Raw genomic sequence first — 21558 nt, 5'->3', positions numbered from 1 at the left:
AACAAATGTCATCTTTTAGCCAGATAACGCGCTTGCAGGGCGTTTACGCTTGATGTGCATCAATACCACGCTATTTGTGTCGCGCCCACGCCTTGCAGATTAGGCGAAACCGGCCAAAACCTTTAAAATCTGAGACGTTGCACCCAACAGCAGCGGCACCCATCCTGGTGCCAATGCGCTTGGGTACTCGGTACTCGTACCACCACACAAGGACTCCCCAATGCTGGATATAGCAATTGATTGGCTGACCAACGGCCTAACCCATGCCACAGGATGGCAGCTGGTCATATATACCCTGGTCGTGACCCACCTCACTATTGCCGGTGTCACCATATACCTGCACCGCCACCAGGCGCACCGCGCCATGGACCTGGGCCCAATACCATCGCATTTCTTCCGTTTTTGGTTGTGGATGACCACGGGCATGGTCACACGCGAGTGGGTGGCCATTCACCGCAAGCACCACGCCAAGTGCGAAACACACGACGACCCCCACAGCCCGGTCACCCGCGGCATTGGTACGGTGTTGTTCCGCGGCTCTGAGCTATACCGCGCAGAGGCAAAAGTGGCCGCGACCATTGAAAAATTCAGTCACGGCACGCCAGATGACTGGATTGATCGCAATGTCTACCGCCGCTTCAGCGCCACTGGCGTCGGCTTGATGCTTGTGATCAACGTGGCACTGTTTGGCGTGCTGGGCCTGACCATTTGGGCTATTCAAATGGCCTGGATACCAATCTGGGCTGCTGGCGTGATCAATGGCATTGGCCACTACTGGGGCTACCGCAACTTTGAAGCGGCCGATTCAAGCACCAATGTGTCGCCCTGGGGCATCATCATTGGCGGTGAGGAGTTGCACAACAACCACCACACCTACCCCACGTCTGCCAAATTCTCGGTCAAACCCTACGAGTTTGACCTGGGTTGGGCTTACATCCGCATGTTTGAAATGTTGGGCTGGGCCAAGGTACGCAAAGTGCCGCCCCAATTGGTGCTGGGTGATGTCAAGCCAGTGGCAGACGAGCACACGCTGGAGGCTGTCATTGCCAACCGCTATGAGGTTATGGCCAACTTTGCCAAGGCCTTGCGCGGCGCGGCCAGCACCGAGCTGGCATCAGCCAAAGCCAAGGGTCAGGACTGGGTCAACCTCGCCGCCGCCAAGCGCTGGTTGCACCGCGACGACGACAAGGTACCAGCTTCGGTCAAGCCGCAACTGGCTGAGGCGCGTGCAGCACACCCCGTACTGGACACCATGACACACATGCGTGAAGAGTTGCGCCAGGTCTGGAGCAGCACCACGCAAACCCGTGACCAGCTGGCGGCAGATTTGCAAGCCTGGTGTGTCAAAGCTGAGGCCAGCGGTATTGCCGCGTTGCGCGAGTTCTCGGTCAAGCTGCGTTCAGTCAAAGCGCTCTGACAACAACACCCACACAGGCCCTGCGCCTGTTGTGTGTGCAAAAGCCACTGCTGGTCAGTGGCTTTTTTGTGGGCGCCACCATGCGCACCTCGATGCGCGCCACGGCCTACCTGTAGGCTTGATGCGTGCGCCACGCCTGAGCAACAGGTGTTATGGACGTAAAAAAACCGCCCAGGTAACCCATAGGCGGTTTTTGCAGAAATGGACGCTGAATTACTTCAGCTTGATCTCTTTGTAAGCCACATGCTTGCGCGCTTTGGGATCAAACTTCATGATCTCCATTTTCTCGGGTGTGGTCTTTTTGTTTTTGGTGGTGGTGTAGAAATGGCCGGTTCCTGCAGTGGATTCCAGCTTGATTTTCTCACGTGTGCCTTTGGTTGCCATGTTCGGTTCTCCTACCTATTAAGCTTGACCGCGGGCGCGCAAATCGGCCAGCACTGAATCAATACCGTTTTTGTCAATCAAGCGCAAAGCCGCGCTTGATACGCGCAAGCGCACCCAACGGTTCTCTGTCTCTACCCAAAAACGACGGTACTGCAAGTTGGGCAGGAAACGACGCTTGGTCTTGTTGTTGGCGTGGGAAACGTTGTTTCCCGACATGGGCTTTTTGCCCGTTACATCACATACGCGTGCCATTGTGGACACTCCTAAAAACGTTAACAGCTTGCGCCGCACCTCGCTGGGCCAGCTGCTTGACGGGGCCGCCCCTGTTACGGACGGTTTGCTTTCAAGCAGTCTGCTGTTGTGCCAGCGGTAACTAAACATCACTCATGACACCGCACTTGCAAGCGCGGCGCAATCAGCGAAGCCTCACATTATAGCTTGCCAGGCTGCGCTTTTGCCAATAAAAAACCCGCCAAGCGCAACACTTGGCGGGTTTTTACGTGTTTGGTGGTGATAGGTGGACTTGAACCACCGACCCCAGCATTATGAATGCTGTGCTCTAACCAGCTGAGCTACATCACCGAAGCCGCAAATTATAGCCAATTTTTACACGCACAGCTTGCGCGGCGTGCAAAAAATTATTGGTGCGTGAAGTTGGGCTGGCGCTTGTTTACAAACGCATCCATACCTTCTTTTTGGTCAGCCGTGGCAAACAAGGCGTGGAACAAGCGGCGCTCAAAGTGCACACCATCTGCCAACGAGCCTTCAAACGCCTTGTTGACAGCCTCTTTGGCAGCCATCACGCTGGGCATGGAGTAGCCGCCAATCATGAGGGCGGCGCCCAGTGCCTCGTCCATCAGCTTGTCGACCGGCACCACGCGGCTGACCAGACCTGCGCGCTCGGCCTCGTCGGCACTCATCATGCGCCCCGTGAGCGTCATGTCCATGGCCTTTGACTTGCCCACGGCGCGTGGCAAGCGCTGGGTACCACCCGCACCGGGAATAATGCCCAGCTTGATTTCTGGCTGACCAAATTTGGCGGTGTCCGCCGCAATGATGAAGTCGCACATCATGGCCAATTCACAGCCGCCACCCAGCGCAAACCCAGACACAGCCGCAATTACGGGCTTGCGAATGCGGCGAATGGCCTCCCAGTTGCGGGTGATGTAGTCGCCCTTGTACACGTCGGCAAAGGTGTAACTGGCCATGGCGCCAATGTCTGCGCCAGCGGCAAAGGCTTTGTCGCTTCCGGTGATGATGATGCAGCCAATGTCATCGTCGTTGTCAAAGGCGCTCAGTGCCGCGCCCAGCTCGTCCATCAACGCATCATTCAGCGCGTTGAGCTGCTTGGGTCGGTTCAGCGTGATGATGGCCGCGCGGCCTTCTGTCTGCGTTAAAACCAGTGCGTCGCTCATGGGATGTCCTTCAAAACAGGTTGCAAAAATGTGGGGTTGGCTAGCAGTTTAAGCGTCGCGCCTGCCCACAGCAGGTATGCCACTCTAGGGTAAACGCTTAAGAAAATTAACCGACCGATCGGTTGGTTAATGCTACATTGAAAAGCAATCAGTCCACGCAACCAAGGTGACCCTTTGTCTCAATCTCAAGCCAATCCACCCCACGCCAACAACAGTGCACATGTTTTATGCGACATCGTTGGACCTGTTGCGCTCATCACACTCAACCGCGCACAGGCACTCAACAGCTTTAACCGCCCCATGCACACCGACTTGTGGGCAGCTTTAGACCAGGCCGCCGCCACGCCTGGCGTGCGCTGCACAGTCATAACAGGTGCTGGCAGAGGCTTTTGCGCCGGTGCCGACTTGTCAGACTTTGACTTCACGCCCGGGCCCGACATGGTCAAGCGTGCAGACCCAGGACCAGTGATTGACCAATGCTTCAACCCCACAGTGCGCCGCTTACAGGCCCACCCCATGCCCACCATTGCCGCGGTCAACGGCGTAGCAGCAGGCGCAGGTGCATCCTTTGCATTTGCCTGTGACATGGTGCTGGCCAGCACCAGCGCCAGCTTCATACAAGCCTTTAGCAAAATTGGCCTGGTACCCGATGCGGGTGGCTCGTGGCTGCTCACTGAGCGCTTGGGCCTGGCCCGCGCCATGGGCCTGGCCATGACCGGCGACAAACTGGGTGCAACACAGGCTAAAGAGTGGGGGCTTATTTGGGATGTTGTCGAAGGTGACACGGCGGCCTTGTTGGATGCTGCAATGGCCTTGGCCAACAAGCTGGCCGTGATGCCCACCAAAGCACTGGTGGCAACCAGACACTTGCTGCGCGCCAGTACCACCAGCACACTGGATGCGCAGCTGGACCTGGAGCGCGATACGCAGTCACAACTGGGTGCAACGCACGACTACATGGAGGGCGTGCAAGCGTTTTTAGAAAAACGCGCGCCCAAGTTCACGGGGCAGTAAACAACATGAGCACAGCCACAAGCCAAACACCAGCGGCAGCACTGGCGCTGGCCCAACGCACAAGCGCACACATGTTTGAGGCCGACCAGGCCAGTCGCAGCACCATGGGCATGACACTGACCCAGTGCACGCCAGGCGAGGCGGTCATGCACATGACCGTACAAGACAAACACCTCAATGGCTTGGGCATTTGCCATGGCGGCTTTATTTTTACCCTGGCCGATTCAGCCTTTGCGTTTGCCTGTAACAGCCGCAATCAAGCCACGGTTGCGTCGGGCTGCAGTATTGAATTTTTAGAGGCCGCCCGTTTGGGTGATCAACTGCAAGCCACCGCCTCAGAGCAAGCGTTGCGCGGGCGTGCCGGTGTGTACGACATACGCGTGACCAACCAGGACAACAAGACCATTGCCTTGTTTAGGGGCAAGTCAATGGCGATTAAAGGCAGCGTTTTTCCAGACTGACAACACCGGGAGCCCACCACATGACAAGCACTAACTTGCCACTAGACCCCATGGAGACCGCCAGCGTTGATGAGCTGCGCGCACTGCAACTCAAGCGCCTCAAGGCCACACTGGCACACGCCTACGCCAACTCGCCCGTCTACAAGGCCAAGTTCGACGCTGCTGGCGTACACCCCAACGATTGCAGTAGCCTGGCAGACCTGGCCAAGTTTCCATTCACCACCAAAGCAGACCTGCGCGACAACTACCCCTTTGGCATGTTCGCCGTACCGCGCAGCGAGGTGGTGCGCATACACGCGTCCAGCGGCACCACGGGCAAGCCCACGGTGGTGGGCTACACGCAAAACGACATAGACACATGGGCCGGCCTGGTCGCGCGCAGCTTGCGCGCCAGCGGTGCCCGCCGTGGCGACATGGTGCACGTGAGCTACGGCTACGGCTTGTTTACGGGTGGCCTGGGCGCGCATTACGGCGCAGAGCGTTTGGGCCTCACGGTGGTGCCCTTTGGCGGCGGGCAAACCGAGCGCCAGGTCCAACTCATTCAAGACTTCAAGCCCGACATCATCATGGTGACACCCAGCTATATGCTGGCTATTGCAGACGAGTTTGAGCGCCAGGGCATTGACCCGCGCAGCAGCTCACTGCGCTTGGGCGTGTTTGGCGCTGAGCCCTGGACCAACGACATGCGCGTGGCCATTGAGCAGCGCATGGGCATAGACGCGGTAGACATTTACGGTCTGTCTGAAGTGATGGGCCCCGGTGTGGCCAACGAGTGCATTGAAACCAAAGACGGCCCCACCATTTGGGAAGACCACTTTTACCCAGAGATCATCAACCCCGAAACCGGTGAACTGGTGGCCGACGGCGAGATGGGCGAGTTGGTGTTCACAAGCCTGACCAAAGAGGCATTGCCCATTATTCGTTACCGTACACGCGACCTCACACGCCTGCTACCAGGTAGCGCACGCCCCATGCGCCGCATGGAAAAAATCACAGGGCGCAGCGACGACATGATGATTGTGCGCGGCGTTAATGTATTTCCCACACAAATTGAAGAGCTGATACTCAGGCAAACCGCCCTGACGCCGCACTACCAATGCGTGCTCAGCAAAGACGGCCACCTGGACTGCTTGACTGTTCACGTGGAAGTCGCTCCCAGCCAGACTGTAGATGGCGCGGCGGCCAAGGCCGCTGCCCAAGCGCTGGCGCAAGACGTGAAGACGTTTGTAGGCAGCAGCATCACGGTCGTGTTGCAAGCCACTGGCGGCGTAGAGCGCAGCATGGGCAAAGCCAAACGCGTTGTTGACACGCGGTAAAGCCATGGTCAACACGCAATGGCACCACAGCGTAATAACGTAACAACCAAATAACGCAGTGGCTTATGGATGCTGATGCTGATGCTGATGCTGATGCTGATGCTGATGCAGGTGCGCAGTCAAGCCCAAACGGCGTTCAATCAAGAAACGCTTAGCCAAGTCTTTAACAATGCCTCATCGACAACGCGCAGTTGTACCGGCTGCAAAGGCTTTTGCGCAGGCCACTGCAGCGCCAGCGTTAGCACTTGACCATCGCGGTTGACCAGGGCTTGCATCTCGCCAGACTCGGGCAGCCAGGCCAATACGTCGGCCAGTTTGTTCACACGCCAGGTTTGACCATTGACAGCAATCGCCAGCCACTCATCACCACTGGCCAAACCAGCCGCCTCGGCCGCACTGCCGCGTTGAACGTGGCTGATGCGCAAGCCATTGGTCTCTTGCACCCGCACGCCCAGCTGCTGCGCAGTGGTAGCGGCACTGGTGCTTTGTTGCACACCAAACTGTGCCAGCAAGGCCGCTACAGGAAGTTCGTTTGTGCTGTGCACCCAGCTCAACAACTGGCGCGCCAGGTCGGCGTGGCCCATTTGCTTTAGCGCGCTGACAACATCTTGCTCACGCATGGGACCACCACCGGTGTCAACCCATAGCCTGCGCATGAGCTGGTCTAGTGTGCTGCCTGCGCTGCGCAAACACAGGTCCAGGCACAAGGCCACTAGCGCACCTTTGGTGTAGTAACTCACCGTGGCATTGGGCGTGTTTTCGTTGATGCGGTAGTACTTCACCCAAGCATCAAAACTGGATTGGGCCACGCTTTGCACCAAGCGCCCGGGCGTTTGCGCCACCTGGTTAATGGTTTTGGTGAGCAGCTCCAGGTATGTGTCGCGCGAAAAAAGGCCTGCGCGCTGGACCAGCAGGTCGTCAAAGTAACTGGTGAAGCCCTCAAAAAACCACAGCAACTCGGTGTAGTTTTCGCGGTCGTAGTTGATGCTGGCCAGCTCGGCTGGGCGCATGCGCTTGACATTCCAGGTGTGGAAATACTCGTGGCTAATCAGTCCCAGCAACTGGGTATAGCCATCTTGTGCGGTGGGCGGCACGCTTGGCGCCGCGCCGTTGGTGGTCAGGCGCGGCAAGTCAGCGCGCTGACAAATCAGTGCGGTGCTGTGCTTGTGCTCCAGGCCACCGTAGCCGCTGCCACTGGCGTGCAACATGAACACATAGCGGTCAAATGGCAATGCAGTCGCCCTCGCACCGGTGCCATGCCACAAGGCCATCTGGGCCTCACAAATGCGTTTGGTATCAGCCAGCAAACGCTTGGTGTCAAAGCCGGGGTTGGCACTGCCGCCCATGCCTGTCACCACAAACTGATGCACCACGCCACGCAGCTTGAATTGCCCACGCCAAAAGTCACCCATGGTCACGGGCGTATCGGCGAGCTCGTCGTAGTTGGCGGCCACATAGCGGCCAAAGCCTTTGCCATCAAGTTGTTGAGGCAACAGGGCTGTAGACACGCGCCACGCAGCCAGGCCGGCTTTTGCAGGCTTGTTGATCGTCAACTGCAGCGGCGCATGGGTTTGTGCCACGCGCAAGCACAGGCTGGTGGGGTTAAAAAATCCGCGCGTCTGGTCCAGGTAAGCGGTGCGCACCGAGGCATCAAATGCATAAACGGCGTAGCGCACCGTTAGTGGTGCGCCAGCTTTGGTGCTCACCATCCATTCGTTTTTGCTTCGCTGATGAACCACACAGCCACTGCGCCCTTGGGTAGCGCTGAGGCTTTGCAATTGTCCTGAAAACTCACGCACCAGATAGCTGCCGGCAATCCACACGGGCAGGCTCAGAAGCTGCTGTCTGGCGGGCTTTGCAATGCGCAACTCCACATGAAACAAATGGCTTTCCACATGGTCAACACCAACTGTGTAGGAAACGTCGGCCTTGCTCTGTGCCAACTTGACAGGTGCGCGTGTCGCCATGGCTGTCTTTATTTGCTGGCAGCCAAGCGCTTCTCAACCTCATCGGCAGAAATCGCGCCTGGCACGCGTGTGCCGTCTGCAAAAAAGATGGCAGGGGTGCCTTGTATTTTGTTGCGCTGACCAAACGCGGTGTTGCGGGTAATGGCGTCTGTGTTGCAACTGGCCGCCGGTGGCGTAACGCCTTCCAGCATCCAGTCTTCAAATGTTTTGCCTGGATCTTTGGCGCACCAAATGGCTTGCGATTTCTTAACCGAGTCTGGGCCCAGGATGGGGTACAAAAAAACGTAGACCGTGATGTTGTCAATGGTGGCCAAGCCCTGCTCAAAGCGCTTGCAGTAACCACAGTTGGGGTCTTCAAAGACGGCGATCTTGCGCTCGCCTGTGCCGCGCTTGATCACAAACGCGTCTTTCAGTGGCAGCTTGTCAAAAGCAATTGCAGACAGCGCATTGATACGCTCTTCGGTGAGGTTGCGCTTGGCTTTGAGGTCAATCAGCGCGCCTTGAATCAAAAACTCACCAGCCGCGTCGGTGTACAAAATGTCGCTGCCGCCAAAACGCACCTCAAACAAACCCTTCATGGGCGTGGCTTGCACGCTGTCAATAGCGGGCAGGTTGGGCAACTGCCTGGCCAGGTTGCTCTTGATCGTTGCCGCTTGCGGCGCTTCTTGCGCCGTGGCTTGTGTGCTGAACAGGCCAACCAGGGCCAAGGCAGTCAGGGCGCGCGCGATGCGTTTGATGTGTGTCATATTGGGTGTGTGAGTAAAAAGGGGGAATTAAGTTTCAGCGCGGCCCATGCCTTGTGCTTTTATCCAGGCTTTCAGGGGAGTGGCAGCATTGACTGCAAGCATGCCCCAGTTGCGCAAACCTTGCACAGGCTGCGCCTTTGCCCACGGCTGGGTGAACAAATGAAACAAGCCATGTGTGGCGCATTGCAAACTGATGGTGCTGGTGGCACGCGCGCGCTGGTAGCGACGCAGCAAGCGCATGTCTGCCACGCTTTGGCCTCTGCGCCGCGCCGCGACCACGTTGACCAACGCCTGTACATCGGCCAGGCCCATGTTTAAGCCCAAGCCCGCCAGGGGGTGAATGGTGTGTGCAGAGTCACCCACCAAGGCCACACCAGGGCGCACCCACTGCGTGGCCCTGGACAACACCAGGTCAAACGCAACCGGGCGGCCTATGAGCGTGATGTCTTTAAAGGTGTGGCGGCTGGCCTGTTGTATGGCTTGCGCCAAGGCCAGTGCGCCGTCGTCGCCATGCGCTTGGGCCACCCAGTCGTTGCAAGCGGTTTGCGCCATAGACCACACCATGGCCAACTCACGCCCGCTGGCACCGCCCACAGGCAGCAAGGCCAGTATGGTGTCGCCGTCAAACCACTGTTGCGCCACGCCGCCATGGGGCTCGGACAGCTGCAAGCGTGCCGCCAAGGCGCGGTGCGGATACATCACGGGCTGGGTGTCAATGCCCAGCCTGGCACGCCAAGCACTGTGCTTGCCCTCACACAACACGCTCAGCGTGCCCACAGGCGCCTGACCTGCTGCGCAACAGTCGATACGTGGGTGAGCACTTACTTTTTGAGCCAGTAAAGCCTCTAAAGCGGCTACATCCAACATCCAAGCCACAGGCTGATCGCCCTGGCCGTCCAGTAACAACTGGCCCACACCATCGCCAAACACACGCATGTGGTCTACCGGTGTAAGCCAGGCGGCCTCACCCGAGGCTGGCCATACGCCAGCCGCAGTCAGCGTGCTGCGCGATGCATGGTTGATGGCGTAGGCGCGAATGTCGGCCACTGACTGGGAAGACGGCGACGCACTCACCTGCACCCGCAAACCCATGTCAGCCATGAGTAAAGCAGTGGTGTGCGCGGTGATACCGCTGCCATAAACGGCAATGTCGGCGGTTGTAGTCATCAACAGATTGTAGAAGCGCCCGTGGCTTAAACTACTGGTTCAGTTTTTGAGGAACATCATGAGTTTGAAATGCGGCATTGTTGGCCTGCCCAACGTTGGTAAAAGCACCCTGTTTAACGCACTGACCAAGTCAGGTATTGCGGCAGAAAACTATCCCTTTTGCACCATTGAGCCCAACGTGGGCGTGGTGGAAGTGCCAGACCCGCGCCTCAAGCAGCTCAGCGACATCGTCGTGCCAGAGCGCGTGGTGCCCGCCATTGTGGAGTTTGTAGACATCGCCGGCCTGGTAGCTGGTGCCAGCACCGGCGAAGGCCTTGGCAACAAGTTTTTGGCCCACATTCGCGAAACAGACGCCATCGTGAACGTCGTGCGCTGCTTTGAAGACGACAACGTGGTGCACGTGGCCAACAAGGTAGACCCCATTGCTGACATAGAAGTTATACAAACCGAGCTGTGTTTGGCAGACCTGGGCGCAGTAGAAAAGGCGCTGCACCGCGTGGGCAAAATTGCGCGCTCTGGCGACAAGGATGCAGCCAAGCAAGTGGCGATTCTGGAGAAGTGCCAAACCGCCCTGAATGACACCAAACCTGTGCGCACCATTGACTTCTCCAAAGAAGAGCGCGCAGAGCTGAAACAGTTTTTTCTCATCACCGCCAAGCCCGCCATGTTTGTGGCCAACGTGGCCGAAGACGGCTTGACAACAACCCGCTGCTAGACAAGCTCACCGCTTTTGCCACAGCCCAAGGCGCGCCAGTGGTGGCTATTTGCGCCAAGCTAGAGGCCGAGATGAGCGAGATGGACGACGAAGACCGCGATATGTTTTTGCAGGAGCTGGGCCAGGACGAGCCTGGTCTGAACCGCCTCATTCGTTCTGCCTACGCACTGCTGGGTTTGCAAACCTACTTCACCGCTGGCGTGAAAGAAGTGCGTGCCTGGACCATACGCGTGGGCGACACCGGCCCGCAAGCGGCTGGCGTGATTCACACCGACTTTGAAAAGGGCTACATACGTGCCCAGACCATTGCCTTTGACGACTTCATCAGCTTCAAGGGCGAGCAAGGTGCCAAAGACGCTGGCAAGATGCGCGCAGAAGGCAAGGACTATGTGGTCAAGGACGGCGACGTGATGAACTTCCTGTTCAGCTCTTAAGCCTCCAGTGGGGCTGCAGGCACGCTACAACCAGTTGTGCCAGCCCCCATAGCAGCGCATACGTCATGGTGACGTAACGCGCAAACTTACCCAAAGCCATGTAGGCCACACAAGGCCAGAACGGCTGGCGCAGCCAACCGGCAACAGCACACAGCGGGTCGCCCACAATGGGCAGCCAGGACAACAGGCACGCTTTGGGACCCATGCGCTCAAGCCATGCAATGGCATAGCGCCCAGCACGGTTTTGGTATTGCTGTGGCAGCGGCGCGAGGCCACGCCTATCGCGTGACAAGTCGACCGCCTTGTGCAACCCCAAGCCCATGGCCCACGACAAGGCACCACCACCTGTATTGCCCAGCGTGGCAACGGCCACAGCTGGCCACAACAATTCGGGCTGGAGTGTGACCACACCAAACAACACCGCCTCAGAGCCCATGGGCAGCAAGGTGGCCGATACAAAAGCGGCCACAAACAAAGCGGGCAAGCCAACTTCAGGCAGGCTGAGCCAGTTCATGGTGATGTGTAGCCAATCGGTCATAGCCTGGGCAGTATAGGTGTGGCGTGCCATGTTTAACTGGCCAAACGCGATTTACCGAGCTACAATACTGCTTAAATTTTAAGCACGCGCCCTGCGGGGCGCGTTGCCATTTGTGGCGCCTGTACGTTGAACCTCGGCTCTTACACCTTACCCAACAACTTGTTTGTGGCACCCATGGCCGGCGTCACAGACAGGCCATTTCGCAAGCTGTGCAAAACACTTGGCGCGGGCTATGCCGTGAGCGAAATGGTCACCTCAAGACCAGACTTGTGGGACAGCCTCAAAACATCACGCCGCGCCGATCATGAAGGCGAGACTGCCCCCATAGCCGTGCAAATTGCAGGTACTGACGCGGCCATGATGGCAGACGCGGCCCGCTACAACGTGGCCCGTGGCGCACAAATCATTGACATCAACATGGGCTGTCCAGCCAAGAAGGTCTGCAACAAGTGGGCGGGCTCGGCATTGATGCAAGACGAGGCGCTGGCCATTGACATCGTCTCAGCCGTGGTCAGCGCCTGCGCACCGCAGGGTGTGCCGGTCACACTGAAGATGCGCACGGGCTGGGCGCAGCATGCCAAAAATGCGCTCACGCTGGCCTTGGCCGCACAAGACGCAGGCGTGTCCATGCTCACCATTCATGGCCGCACGCGCGAGCAAGGCTACAAAGGCTTTGCCGAACACGAAACAGTGGCCAATATCAAGTCGCGCGTGTCTACTCCCGTGGTGGCCAATGGCGACGTCAACAGCCCGCAAGCCGCCAAGGCAGTGCTGGCGGCAACAGGTGCCGACGCGGTAATGGTGGGACGCGCAGCACAAGGCCGGCCCTGGCTATTCAGAGAAATAGCCCACTATCTGGCGACTGGCCAAGAGCTGGCAGCGCCAACGCCGCAAGAGTTGAGTCAGTGGATGCTGGCACACTTGGCTGAGCACCATGAGTTGTACGGCGAATTTACAGGTGTGCGCTCTGCACGCAAGCACTTGGGCTGGTACGCGCAAAGCCTGCCCAGTGGCGATTTATTACGAAAGCACGTCAACCGCATCACCGATGCACAGCAACAAATAACCGCCGTTCAAGACTACTTTGGCGCCTGGGCCGCTGAGCAACTTCATGAACTGCCCGCCATGTGGCGCGCAACACCACCAGAACAAACAGAGCACCCCCCACAATGAGCCGAGCAGACATAGAAAAAGACGTGCGTCACAGCATGCAAGCCTACTTTGACGACCTGGGCGACAACGAGCCACACGGCATTTACGACATGGTGATGCATGTGGTCGAAAAGCCTTTGCTGGAGGACGTGATGGCACGCGCCAACCACAACCAGTCCCTGGCGGCGCAGTGGCTGGGTCTTAACCGCAACACACTGCGCAAAAAATTGTTGGCCCACAAGCTGATTTAAGCCAACGGCCACTCAGTACGCTGCACTTTCCCTTTCCCATTCCCATTCCCATTTTTTCACTTTACCTAATCATCAGATGAACGCACTTATCTCCGTCTCAGACAAAACCGGCATTGTTGAACTTGCACGCTCATTGGCCGCACTCAATATTGGCTTGCTCTCCACTGGTGGCACGGCCAAGCTGCTGGCCGACGCTGGCCTGCACGTCACGGAAGTGGCCGATATGACAGGGTTTCCAGAAATGCTGGACGGTCGCGTCAAGACGCTACACCCCAAAGTGCACGGCGGCTTGCTGGCCAGGCGTGACTTGCCAGAGCACATGGCTGCGCTGCAAGCCCACGGCATCAACACCATAGACCTGCTGGTGGTCAACCTGTACCCCTTTGAAGCCACTGTGGCCAAGCCAGGCTGCACGCTTGAAGACGCCATTGAAAATATAGACATTGGCGGACCCGCCATGGTGCGCAGCGCTGCCAAAAATTGGAAAGACGTAGCCGTCCTCACAGACGCCAGCCAATACGCACAAGTCATTTCCGAGCTGGAAACCACTGGCGCAGTCAGCACAGAGACCAAGTTTGCGCTGTCGGTTGCGGCTTTTAACCGCATCAGCAACTACGACGCGGCCATCAGCGACTACCTGTCGTCTTTCAACTTGGCTGACCAGTCGCGCGCCCAGTTTGCTGCGCAGTCCAATGGGCGTTTCGTCAAGCTGCAAGACTTGCGCTACGGCGAAAACCCACACCAAAGTGCTGCGTTTTACCGAGACTTGCACCCCGCACCCGGCTCATTGGTGACAGCCAAACAGCTGCAAGGTAAAGAGCTGTCGTACAACAACATTGCTGACGCCGATGCCGCATGGGAATGCGTCAAAAGCTTTGAGCAAGCCGCCTGCGTAATCGTGAAACACGCCAACCCATGCGGCGTGGCCGTGGCAACTGACGCCTTAAGCGCTTACCAAAAGGCCTTTCAGACCGATCCGACATCGGCTTTTGGCGGCATTATTGCGCTCAACCGCGTGGTGGATGAAGCCGCTGCAAAGGCCATCAGCACGCAATTTGTTGAAGTGTTGATGGCACCCGAATACACCGCCGGCGCGCTTGAGTTCAAAGCCAAAGCCAATGTACGCGTGTTGCACATTGCATTGCCACCGGGTGGCGCATCCGCCTGGGACAAAGGCCAAAACGCCATGGACGTCAAACGCGTGGGCTCTGGCTTGTTGATGCAAACAGCAGACAACCACCAGCTCACAATTGACGACTGCACCGTGGTGACCAAACTGGCACCTACCGCAGCGCAAATGCAGGACTTGATGTTTGCGTGGACGGTGGCCAAGTTTGTAAAGTCCAACGCCATTGTGTTTTGCAAAGACGGCATGACCATGGGCGTCGGTGCAGGCCAGATGAGCCGCCTAGACTCAGCCCGCATTGCCAGCATCAAGGCCGAACACGCCAGGCTAAGCCTTGGCGGCACGGTAGTGGCCAGCGACGCGTTCTTCCCATTCCGGGATGGACTGGACGTGGTGGTAGACGCCGGTGCCGTTGCCGTGATTCAACCAGGTGGCTCCATGCGCGACCAAGAGGTGATAGACGCCGCCAACGAGCGTGGCATTGCCATGGTGTTTACAGGTGTGCGCCACTTCAGGCACTAAGGCACTAAGCCCCTAAATCCCTAAGCCCCCTGAACCACAGCATGCGCCGCAGTCTTAACTGGCTAGACCTTGGCCACTCCCCAAACGACGGCGAGCGCGTGGCTTTGGACATAGCCGCCAGCGTTGAGCTGGCCCACCAACACTGCGTTGTGACGGATGCCGAGGCCTTGTTGGCATGGCTGCACACACATGGCGGCCCACCTGACCAGGCCGGAGAAGGCCTGGCGCGCTGGTCGGTCGATGACCAGCGCCTTGTGCGCAACGCCCGCTTCGAACTGGCGATAGCACTGGACCTGGACGCTGATCTGTACGCGCTGATGCAAGCCCACTTTGACTTGGGCTTACTCGACTAGAAGACCTGACTTGGCGCCCAGGCGGCGCCGTGAAGGGCTTTAATGCCTTCAGGGCAGGCCATCACGCACCAACGCCATTGGGCGCGTTGAATAAGCGCTTGGATAGACCAAACGCTTGCCGGTGTGGTGTTAGGTGGCGCTGGACACTTTGATGCTGGGGAATTTGCCACTGTAGTCACGCGCCTTGTTGGCGACTTGCGCGGCCACCTTCAAGGCAACACCACGGTATAAGTACGACAGTTCACTGTTGACGTCCAGCGCTACAGTAGGCGTGCCCGCATCAGCCTGCTCACGAATGCCACGGTTCAGCGGTAATGCACCCAGGTAATTCAGGCCCATTTCAGAGGCCATGGCCTGGCCGCCGTCTTCGCCAAAAATGTGCTCCATATGGCCGCAATTGGGGCAGCAAAATACCGCCATGTTTTCAACCAAACCCAGGATAGGCACGCTGACCTTTTCAAACATGCGTATGCCTTTTCGTGCGTCTATCAGCGCAATATCTTGCGGCGTGGTCACCACCACAGCGCCAGTCAACGGCACGCGCTGGCTTAACGACAACTGAATGTCACCCGTGCCCGGTGGCATGTCAATAACGAGGTAGTCCAAGTTGTCCCACCTGGTTTGGCGCAGCAGCTGGTCCAGGGCTTGCGTGGCCATGGGGCCGCGCCAAATAACCGCATCGTCCGGGCGCACCAAAAAGCCCATTGAAATCACTTGCAAACCATGGTTCACCATGGGTTTCATGAACTTGCCGTCCACAACCTCGGGCTTGCCAACCAGGCCCATCATGGTAGGCACGCTGGGTCCGTAGATGTCGGCATCCAGAATGCCCACGCGTGCGCCCTCGGCGCTCAGGGCCAATGCCAGGTTCACCGCGGTGGTGGACTTGCCCACACCACCCTTGCCAGAGGCCACTGCAATGATGTTTTTTACGCCCTCAATACGCTGCGTGCCGCCTTGCACGGTGTGCGCAGCAATATCGGTTGTGACGTTGACCTGCACCTGTGCACTATCGTCCAAGGTTGCAATAGCCGCCTTGATGCGCTCCACCCACAGTGCGTGGGTGCTGGCCGCCGGGTAGCCCAGCACCAGGTCCAGCAATACCATTTGGCCGTCCAGGCGCAGGTTTTTAATGGCTTTGGCCTGCCCCAGTGTCTGGCCGGTATGGTCGTCTGTTAACGCGTTCAGGGCCGCGTTGGCCGCCTCTATAGAAAAAGTCATGGCCCGATTATCAGGCTTGGCGTTTGACTTGCTCTTGCGCATGGCTATTGCAAGCCCAACCCGATTCAGCACGGGCTTTAGGCACTGCAATCGTGCGTGGCGCGCCAACATGCGCAGCAAATCAAGTCTGGTGTGAGCAGCATGGAAAAACAAGGCCTGCATGCCATCTTCTAAAATAGCGGGTTGGGCTCTGTTCGGAGCCGCCTGCCTCATTTGCAAAGAAGTTCTTTATGTCCACGCGCCGCCTGTTTGTTACCACCGCCCTGCCCTATGCCAATGGCAACTTCCATATTGGCCACATCATGGAGTACATACAGGCTGACATCTGGGTGCGTTTTCAGCGTATGCAAGGCAATGAGGTGCATTTCGTCTGTGCAGACGACGCCCACGGCGCGCCCATCATGATCGCTGCAGAAAAGGCAGGCAAAACGCCGCAGCAGTTTGTAGCCGACATCGCCTCGGGTCGCAAGCCCTACCTTGACGGGTTTCATATTGGCTTTGACAACTGGCACAACACAGACGGCCCCGAAAACCACGAACTGGCCCAAACCATTTACCGCGACTTGCGCGACGCCGGCTTTATTGCCACCAAAACCATTGAGCAGTTTTTCGACCCCGAGAAAAACATGTTCTTGCCAGACCGCTTCATCAAGGGCGACTGCCCCAAGTGCGGCGCCAAAGACCAATACGGCGACAGTTGCGAGGTGTGCGGCGCTGTGTACGCGCCCACAGAGGTACAAAACCCTTACTCAGCCCTATCAGGTGCAACACCCGTCATGAAGTCGTCAGAGCACTACTTCTTCAAGCTGTCCGACCCTCGCGCCATTGAGTTTTTAAAACAGTGGACCGCTGAAGAAGGCCGTCTGCAACCCGAGGTGCTCAACAAAATCAAAGAATGGTTTGCCGTGGACGAAGAGGGCAACGGCGGCCTCAGCGACTGGGACATCAGCCGCGACGCGCCATACTTCGGCATTGAAATTCCAGATGCGCCAGGCAAGTACTTTTACGTGTGGCTGGACGCGCCCATTGGTTACCTGGCTTCACTAAAAAACCACTTTGGCAAAACCGGCGGCGACTTTGACGCCTTCATGGCCGACCCAGCCACAGAGCAATACCACTTTATCGGTAAAGACATCACCTACTTCCACACGCTGTTTTGGCCCGCCATGCTGCACTTCAGCGGGCGCAAAACACCCAACGCCGTGTTTGTGCATGGCTTCCTGACAGTCAGCGGTGAGAAGATGAGCAAAAGCCGCGGCACTGGCCTCGACCCATTGAAGTACCTGAACCTGGACATGAACCCACAGTGGCTGCGCTACTACATTGCAGCCAAGCTCAATGGTCGCAACGAAGACGTGGACTTCAATCCAGACGACTTCATGGCACGCGTGAACAGCGACCTTGTGGGCAAGTACATCAACATTGCCAGCCGCAGCGCAGGCTTTTTGACCAAGCGCTTTGAGGGCAAACTCAGCGCCTCAAGCGCTGATGGCGCAGCCTTGTTGGCCGCCATGCAAACCGCGCTAAAGCCTGTCAGCACCCGCTACGAAGAGCGCGACTACGCCCGTGCACTGCGCGACATCATGGCGCTGACCGACAACGTCAACGCCTATGTTGACGCCAACAAGCCGTGGGAGCTGGCCAAGCAGGACGGCGCTGACGCACGCCTGCAAGATGTGTGCAGCACGTGCATTCAGGCCTTCCGTTTGCTTACCCTGGCGCTGAAACCGGTACTGCCCGCATTGGCAGCACAAGTCGAAGCGTTCTTGCGCATCAAACCCATGAACTTCGCTGACTTAAACACGCTCATGCCTGCCGGCCATGCCATTGGCACCTACCAGCACCTGATGCAGCGCGTGGACGTGAAGCAACTGGACGCATTGTTTGAGGCCCCTGAGCCAGTGGCAGAGGCCGCACCTGCGCCCGGTGGCGAAGACATTGCCCAGACCATCAGCATTGACGACTTTGCCAAAGTCGACTTGCGTGTGGCCCTCATACAAAACTGCGAAGCGGTTGAGGGTTCAACCAAGCTGCTGCGCTTGACGCTGGACGTGGGCGAGGCGCAAACACGCAACGTCTTCTCGGGCATTGCCAGCGCTTACAAGCCTGAAGACCTCATTGGTCAATACACCCTGATGGTGGCCAACCTGGCACCACGCAAAATGAAGTTTGGTGTGAGCGAGGGCATGGTCTTGGCTGGCAGTCACGCCGATGAAAAAGCCCACCCAGGCATTTACATCATGAAGGCCTGGCCCGGCGCACAACCCGGTATGCGCGTGCGCTGATCCACCTTGTAAGTCGGCGGGCGTAATATGTTTCAAAATGACAACGCCCAGCCCCTCAACCAACCAATCCAGTGACGCCATAACACCGGCATCTGGTGCAATGACTGCCACCAAAGCCCCGGCCCCAGACAACGGCTCAGACCAGACGCGCGCCGGGTCACACTGGCACATACCGCGTTTGCAGTTTTCACCGCGCGTGCTATGGCATCTTAAACACTACGGCCGAGCCAACGCGCTAAAGGATATTGGCTCTGGTATCACCGTAGGCATTGTGGCGCTGCCGCTGGCCATGGCGTTTGCAATCGCCAGCGGACTAAGCCCAGAAGCGGGCTTGTGGACTGCCATCATTGGGGGATTTCTGGTCGCCGCACTGGGGGGCTCGTCCGTGCAAATAGGCGGGCCTGCGGGTGCGTTTATCGTGATCGTCTACGGCATTGTCCAACAGCATGGCGTGGGCAGCTTGTTGGTCAGCACCTCCTGCGCAGGCCTGTTGCTGTTTGTCATGGGCTGGCTCAAGCTGGGCAGTCTTGTGCGCTATGTGCCTGTTAGCGTGGTGATTGGCTTTACCAATGGCATTGCGGTACTCATTGCCGTGTCGCAACTGCGAGACTGGCTGGGCCTTGATGTACCCAACATGCCCGCTGACTTTTTTTCGCAAATGCAAGTGCTGGTCACGCACCTGCACAGCTTTAACCCCTATGCGTTTGCACTGACCAGCGCTTGCGTGGTTGGTTTGTTTGCCTGGAGCCGGATCTGGCAGCAGCTGAAAAACACACCGCTTAGCGCCTTGCAAAACTTGCAACACTTACCCGGTGCGTCGCGCGCCTTGAACGTGACCGCACGCCTGCCAGGGCCCATTGTTGCGTTGGTGAGTTTGTCGGCACTGGCCTATGTGCTGCAACTACCGGTTGAAACCATAGGCCAACGCTTTGGCCGCATTCCAAGCGGCCTACCAGCGTTTGCACTGCCAGACTTCTCATGGGCCAGCGTCAAACAGTTGGTGTTGCCCACCATCACCATCGCCATGTTGGGGGCCGTAGAGTCATTGCTGTGCGCACGCGTGGCAGACCAGCTGATAGAGCTGCCCAAACACAACCCCAACCAAGAGCTGATGGCGCAAGGCGTGGCCAACTTCAGCGTGCCGTTTTTTGGTGGCATGCCTGTGACTGGCACGATTGCCCGCACGGTGACCAACATCAGGGCGGGTGCAACATCGCCAGTCTCAGGCATGGTGCATGCACTCACACTATGCGCCATTGTGCTGTTAGCAGCACCGCTAGCGGTACACATACCGCTGGCAGTGCTGGCCGGTATTTTGTTGTTTGTGGCCTGGAACATGGGCGAATGGCGTGAGTTTGCCAAGCTCAAGCACTTCAGCGGCCATTACCGGCTGATGCTGTTGTCCACTTTTTTTGTAACAGTGGTGTTTGACTTGACACTGGCCGTGCAACTGGGCTTGGCCATGGCGTTTGTGCTGTTCATCAAACGCCAAAGCGATATTTTTCAGGTGCGTATTGAGCAGACCACGCCGTCGCGTGTGGACGTGGTCACCTACGGCAGTTTGTTTTTTGGCGCCGTTGGCAAACTGGACACCCTGGGCGAGTTGGCGCGCAATGCACCCAGCGGTTGCGCGGTGCACTTGCATGCGCAGCGCCTCATTGCGCTTGACACCACTGGCCTGGATGGCCTTAAAGAGATAGCCCATACCCTGCACAAACATGGCTGCACGCTGCACATGCACCAGTTGCAGGCTCAGCCGCTGTCGCTGCTGCAACGCAGTGGCTTTTTGGCTGAACTGCATAGCTGGGACGCTGAACACAGCAGCCCCAGCGCGGTAACGCCGACTTAGCCTCTGCGCTGTTTCACAGCGTTGCTGAGTACTTGCAGCACGGCCTCAGAGTCGTCCCAGCCCAGACATGCGTCGGTGATGCTTTGGCCGTAGGCCAAAGCAGCTACATCGTCTTTGCCTGGCGTAAATTTTTGTGCGCCTTGTACCAGGTGGCTCTCTACCATCACGCCAAACACCTGGGTTGAGCCCGCGGCAATTTGTGCCGCTACGTCTTTGGCCACATCCAGCTGGCGCTCAAACTGCTTGGAGCTGTTGGCGTGGCTGCAGTCCACCATCAGGCGGGCTGGCAGCTTGGCTGCGCCCAGCTCGTCACAAGCGGCTTGTACGCTGGCAGCGTCGTAGTTGGGCGTTTTACCGCCACGCAAAATCACATGGCAGTCCTTGTTGCCGTTGGTTTGCACAATGGCCACTTCACCTGTTTTATGCACGGACAAAAAGTGGTGGCCACGCGCTGCAGCTTGTATGGCATCTGTGGCAATTTTGATGTTGCCGTCTGTGCCATTCTTAAAGCCAATCGGCGCAGACAGACCAGACGCCAACTCGCGGTGGACTTGGCTTTCGGTGGTGCGCGCACCAATGGCGCCCCACGCAATCAGGTCGCCAATGTACTGCGGTGAAATCACATCCAGAAATTCACTGCCTGCGGGCAAGCCCAAGCGGTTGATTTCAATCAACAGCTGGCGCGCCATGCGCAAACCCTCGTCAATACGGTAGCTCTCGTCCATGTAGGGGTCGTTGATCAAACCTCCAGCCCACCGTGGTGCGTGGCTTCTCAAAGTACACGCGCATCACTACTTCCAGGGTATCGGCGTATTTGTCGCGCAACGGCTTTAAGCGCTTGGCGTATTCCATGGCTGCTGCTGGGTCATGAATGGAACAAGGGCCAATCACCACCAGCACGCGGTCATCCGTGCCTTGAATCATGTCGCGGATATGGCCGCGGGTTTGCGTAATCAGGGTCTCGGCAGGTGAACCAGCAATGGGGAAAAACCGAATCAGGTGCTCAGGTGGCGGCAACACGTTGATGTCTTTGATACGCGCATCGTCTGTGAGGCTGGTCGGCTTGCTGTGACTGGTCATGGTGAGCTCCTGGTGTGTGACTGTTAACGACTGTTGGTGAATGAATGGGGGTGATGCAAAAAAAAACCGCCTCACTGGGCGGTTGATTGAGAAGAAGCAGTAGTTGGCTCAGGCTACTCACTCTCGACCGCTTGTTGCGCGTGAG

At 57.8% G+C, this 21558-nt stretch carries 19 protein-coding genes, 1 tRNA gene and 2 pseudogenes; 12 read left to right on the top strand and 10 right to left on the bottom strand.

All coding sequences use genetic code 11. The features are described 5' to 3' along the window. The first annotated feature begins 220 nt into the window (after window positions 1-220). Entirely contained in the window at window positions 221-1417 is a 1197-nt protein-coding gene (locus tag LN050_10920; protein ID UFS56225.1) for a fatty acid desaturase, read from the top strand. Window positions 1418-1630: 213 nt separating this feature from the next. Here the strand turns inward: LN050_10920 and rpmG are convergent, their stop codons facing one another. From rpmG to LN050_10900, 4 genes are all read right to left on the bottom strand, one after another. Beyond that, window positions 1631-1801, bottom strand: coding sequence for a 50S ribosomal protein L33 (gene rpmG / locus LN050_10915; GenBank protein ID UFS56224.1), 171 nt, complete (start codon window positions 1799-1801; stop codon window positions 1631-1633). An 18-nt stretch (window positions 1802-1819) separates the two neighbouring features. After that, window positions 1820-2053: a 50S ribosomal protein L28 gene (gene rpmB, locus LN050_10910; GenBank protein ID UFS56223.1), complete on the bottom strand. Its 234-nt coding sequence runs from the start codon at window positions 2051-2053 to the stop codon at window positions 1820-1822. A 253-nt stretch (window positions 2054-2306) separates the two neighbouring features. Beyond that, window positions 2307-2383, bottom strand: a tRNA-Met gene (locus LN050_10905). Between the two features lie 56 nt (window positions 2384-2439). Next, entirely contained in the window at window positions 2440-3216 is a 777-nt protein-coding gene (locus LN050_10900) for an enoyl-CoA hydratase (GenBank protein ID UFS56222.1), read from the bottom strand. Between the two features lie 234 nt (window positions 3217-3450). On the opposite strand from LN050_10900, the gene paaG reads away from it, so the two are divergent. From paaG to paaF, 3 genes are read left to right on the top strand one after another with little or no spacing between them, the layout of a single operon-like run. Then, window positions 3451-4230: a 2-(1,2-epoxy-1,2-dihydrophenyl)acetyl-CoA isomerase PaaG gene (gene paaG / locus LN050_10895; protein UFS57398.1), complete on the top strand. Its 780-nt coding sequence runs from the start codon at window positions 3451-3453 to the stop codon at window positions 4228-4230. A gap of 5 nt (window positions 4231-4235) precedes the next feature. Then, the gene (paaI, locus tag LN050_10890; protein ID UFS56221.1) at window positions 4236-4691 is read left to right on the top strand and encodes a hydroxyphenylacetyl-CoA thioesterase PaaI; all 456 of its coding nucleotides are present in this window, start codon (window positions 4236-4238) and stop codon (window positions 4689-4691) included. 20 nt (window positions 4692-4711) lie between these two features. Beyond that, complete coding sequence (gene paaF / locus LN050_10885) at window positions 4712-6007, top strand: phenylacetate--CoA ligase (protein ID UFS56220.1); 1296 nt, start codon at window positions 4712-4714, stop codon at window positions 6005-6007. Window positions 6008-6147: 140 nt separating this feature from the next. Here paaF and LN050_10880 read toward each other — a convergent pair whose 3' ends face one another. Genes LN050_10880 through LN050_10870 form a run of 3 tightly spaced genes read right to left on the bottom strand, consistent with a single transcriptional unit; the run spans window position 6148 to window position 9887 of the window. Continuing rightward, window positions 6148-7974, bottom strand: coding sequence for a peptidase M61 (locus LN050_10880; GenBank protein UFS56219.1), 1827 nt, complete (start codon window positions 7972-7974; stop codon window positions 6148-6150). Between the two features lie 8 nt (window positions 7975-7982). Then, on the bottom strand, window positions 7983-8720 hold the full coding sequence (locus tag LN050_10875; GenBank protein UFS56218.1) for a DsbC family protein: 738 nt from the start codon (window positions 8718-8720) through the stop codon (window positions 7983-7985). 27 nt (window positions 8721-8747) lie between these two features. Beyond that, a complete protein-coding gene (locus LN050_10870) occupies window positions 8748-9887 on the bottom strand; it encodes an FAD-dependent monooxygenase (GenBank protein UFS56217.1) in 1140 nt (379 codons plus the stop codon). A 58-nt stretch (window positions 9888-9945) separates the two neighbouring features. Between LN050_10870 and ychF the strand changes: the two are divergent. After that, window positions 9946-11036 (top strand): annotated as a pseudogene (ychF, locus tag LN050_10865) (redox-regulated ATPase YchF). On the opposite strand, the gene LN050_10860 reads toward ychF, so the two are convergent. Continuing rightward, complete coding sequence (locus LN050_10860) at window positions 11026-11574, bottom strand: DedA family protein (protein ID UFS56216.1); 549 nt, start codon at window positions 11572-11574, stop codon at window positions 11026-11028. The pseudogene ychF and the gene LN050_10860 overlap by 11 nt on opposite strands. A gap of 126 nt (window positions 11575-11700) precedes the next feature. Here LN050_10860 and dusB point away from each other — a divergent pair, with 126 nt between their 5' ends. The 4 genes from dusB to LN050_10840 all read left to right on the top strand — a co-directional run bounded on the left by dusB (window position 11701) and on the right by LN050_10840 (window position 14978). Further along, on the top strand, window positions 11701-12747 hold the full coding sequence (gene dusB / locus LN050_10855) for a tRNA dihydrouridine synthase DusB (protein ID UFS56215.1): 1047 nt from the start codon (window positions 11701-11703) through the stop codon (window positions 12745-12747). Next, window positions 12744-12977 carry a Fis family transcriptional regulator gene (locus LN050_10850; protein ID UFS56214.1) on the top strand — a complete coding sequence of 78 codons (234 nt, stop codon included), beginning with the start codon at window positions 12744-12746 and terminating at the stop codon, window positions 12975-12977. The genes dusB and LN050_10850 overlap by 4 nt, the downstream gene beginning before the upstream one ends. Before the next feature lie 76 nt (window positions 12978-13053). Beyond that, window positions 13054-14625 (top strand): bifunctional phosphoribosylaminoimidazolecarboxamide formyltransferase/IMP cyclohydrolase, encoded by a 1572-nt coding sequence (gene purH / locus LN050_10845; GenBank protein UFS56213.1) that lies wholly within the window; start codon window positions 13054-13056, stop codon window positions 14623-14625. 41 nt (window positions 14626-14666) lie between these two features. Further along, complete coding sequence (locus LN050_10840; protein UFS56212.1) at window positions 14667-14978, top strand: hypothetical protein; 312 nt, start codon at window positions 14667-14669, stop codon at window positions 14976-14978. A gap of 129 nt (window positions 14979-15107) precedes the next feature. Here LN050_10840 and apbC read toward each other — a convergent pair whose 3' ends face one another. Further along, window positions 15108-16199, bottom strand: a complete 1092-nt coding sequence (gene apbC, locus LN050_10835; GenBank protein UFS56211.1) for an iron-sulfur cluster carrier protein ApbC — start codon at window positions 16197-16199, stop codon at window positions 15108-15110. Between apbC and LN050_10830 the strand changes: the two genes are divergently transcribed. From LN050_10830 to LN050_10820, 3 genes are all read left to right on the top strand, one after another. Next, entirely contained in the window at window positions 16198-16335 is a 138-nt protein-coding gene (locus LN050_10830; protein UFS56210.1) for a hypothetical protein, read from the top strand. The two genes, apbC and LN050_10830, sit on opposite strands and share 2 nt — an antisense overlap. A gap of 94 nt (window positions 16336-16429) precedes the next feature. After that, entirely contained in the window at window positions 16430-18484 is a 2055-nt protein-coding gene (metG, locus tag LN050_10825) for a methionine--tRNA ligase (protein ID UFS56209.1), read from the top strand. 100 nt (window positions 18485-18584) lie between these two features. Then, window positions 18585-20333 carry a sodium-independent anion transporter gene (locus LN050_10820; protein UFS56208.1) on the top strand — a complete coding sequence of 583 codons (1749 nt, stop codon included), beginning with the start codon at window positions 18585-18587 and terminating at the stop codon, window positions 20331-20333. Here the strand turns inward: LN050_10820 and LN050_10815 are convergent. Next, window positions 20330-21413: pseudogene (locus LN050_10815) on the bottom strand (3-deoxy-7-phosphoheptulonate synthase). The gene LN050_10820 and the pseudogene LN050_10815 overlap by 4 nt on opposite strands. Between the last annotated feature and the right edge of the window lie 145 nt (window positions 21414-21558).

It is taken from the genome of Comamonadaceae bacterium M7527 (assembly GCA_021044545.1).
GTDB lineage: Bacteria > Pseudomonadota > Gammaproteobacteria > Burkholderiales > Burkholderiaceae_C > RS62.
This window is presented reverse-complemented; position numbering and strand designations above follow the sequence as displayed.

What these genes read in the sequence shown, in the direction of transcription:
- LN050_10920 (UFS56225.1), top strand. Translation starts at nt 221, where the DNA reads ATGCTGGATATAGCAATTGATTGGCTGACCAACGGCCTAACCCATGCC.
- LN050_10820 (UFS56208.1), top strand. Translation starts at nt 18,585, where the DNA reads ATGACTGCCACCAAAGCCCCGGCCCCAGACAACGGCTCAGACCAGACG.
- paaI (UFS56221.1), top strand. Translation starts at nt 4,236, where the DNA reads ATGAGCACAGCCACAAGCCAAACACCAGCGGCAGCACTGGCGCTGGCC.
- apbC (UFS56211.1), bottom strand. Translation starts at nt 16,199, where the DNA reads ATGACTTTTTCTATAGAGGCGGCCAACGCGGCCCTGAACGCGTTAACA.
- LN050_10860 (UFS56216.1), bottom strand. Translation starts at nt 11,574, where the DNA reads ATGACCGATTGGCTACACATCACCATGAACTGGCTCAGCCTGCCTGAA.
- LN050_10830 (UFS56210.1), top strand. Translation starts at nt 16,198, where the DNA reads ATGGCCCGATTATCAGGCTTGGCGTTTGACTTGCTCTTGCGCATGGCT.
- paaF (UFS56220.1), top strand. Translation starts at nt 4,712, where the DNA reads ATGACAAGCACTAACTTGCCACTAGACCCCATGGAGACCGCCAGCGTT.
- rpmB (UFS56223.1), bottom strand. Translation starts at nt 2,053, where the DNA reads ATGGCACGCGTATGTGATGTAACGGGCAAAAAGCCCATGTCGGGAAAC.
- LN050_10875 (UFS56218.1), bottom strand. Translation starts at nt 8,720, where the DNA reads ATGACACACATCAAACGCATCGCGCGCGCCCTGACTGCCTTGGCCCTG.
- LN050_10900 (UFS56222.1), bottom strand. Translation starts at nt 3,216, where the DNA reads ATGAGCGACGCACTGGTTTTAACGCAGACAGAAGGCCGCGCGGCCATC.
- LN050_10840 (UFS56212.1), top strand. Translation starts at nt 14,667, where the DNA reads ATGCGCCGCAGTCTTAACTGGCTAGACCTTGGCCACTCCCCAAACGAC.
- rpmG (UFS56224.1), bottom strand. Translation starts at nt 1,801, where the DNA reads ATGGCAACCAAAGGCACACGTGAGAAAATCAAGCTGGAATCCACTGCA.
- purH (UFS56213.1), top strand. Translation starts at nt 13,054, where the DNA reads ATGAACGCACTTATCTCCGTCTCAGACAAAACCGGCATTGTTGAACTT.
- LN050_10880 (UFS56219.1), bottom strand. Translation starts at nt 7,974, where the DNA reads ATGGCGACACGCGCACCTGTCAAGTTGGCACAGAGCAAGGCCGACGTT.
- metG (UFS56209.1), top strand. Translation starts at nt 16,430, where the DNA reads ATGTCCACGCGCCGCCTGTTTGTTACCACCGCCCTGCCCTATGCCAAT.
- LN050_10850 (UFS56214.1), top strand. Translation starts at nt 12,744, where the DNA reads ATGAGCCGAGCAGACATAGAAAAAGACGTGCGTCACAGCATGCAAGCC.
- LN050_10870 (UFS56217.1), bottom strand. Translation starts at nt 9,887, where the DNA reads ATGACTACAACCGCCGACATTGCCGTTTATGGCAGCGGTATCACCGCG.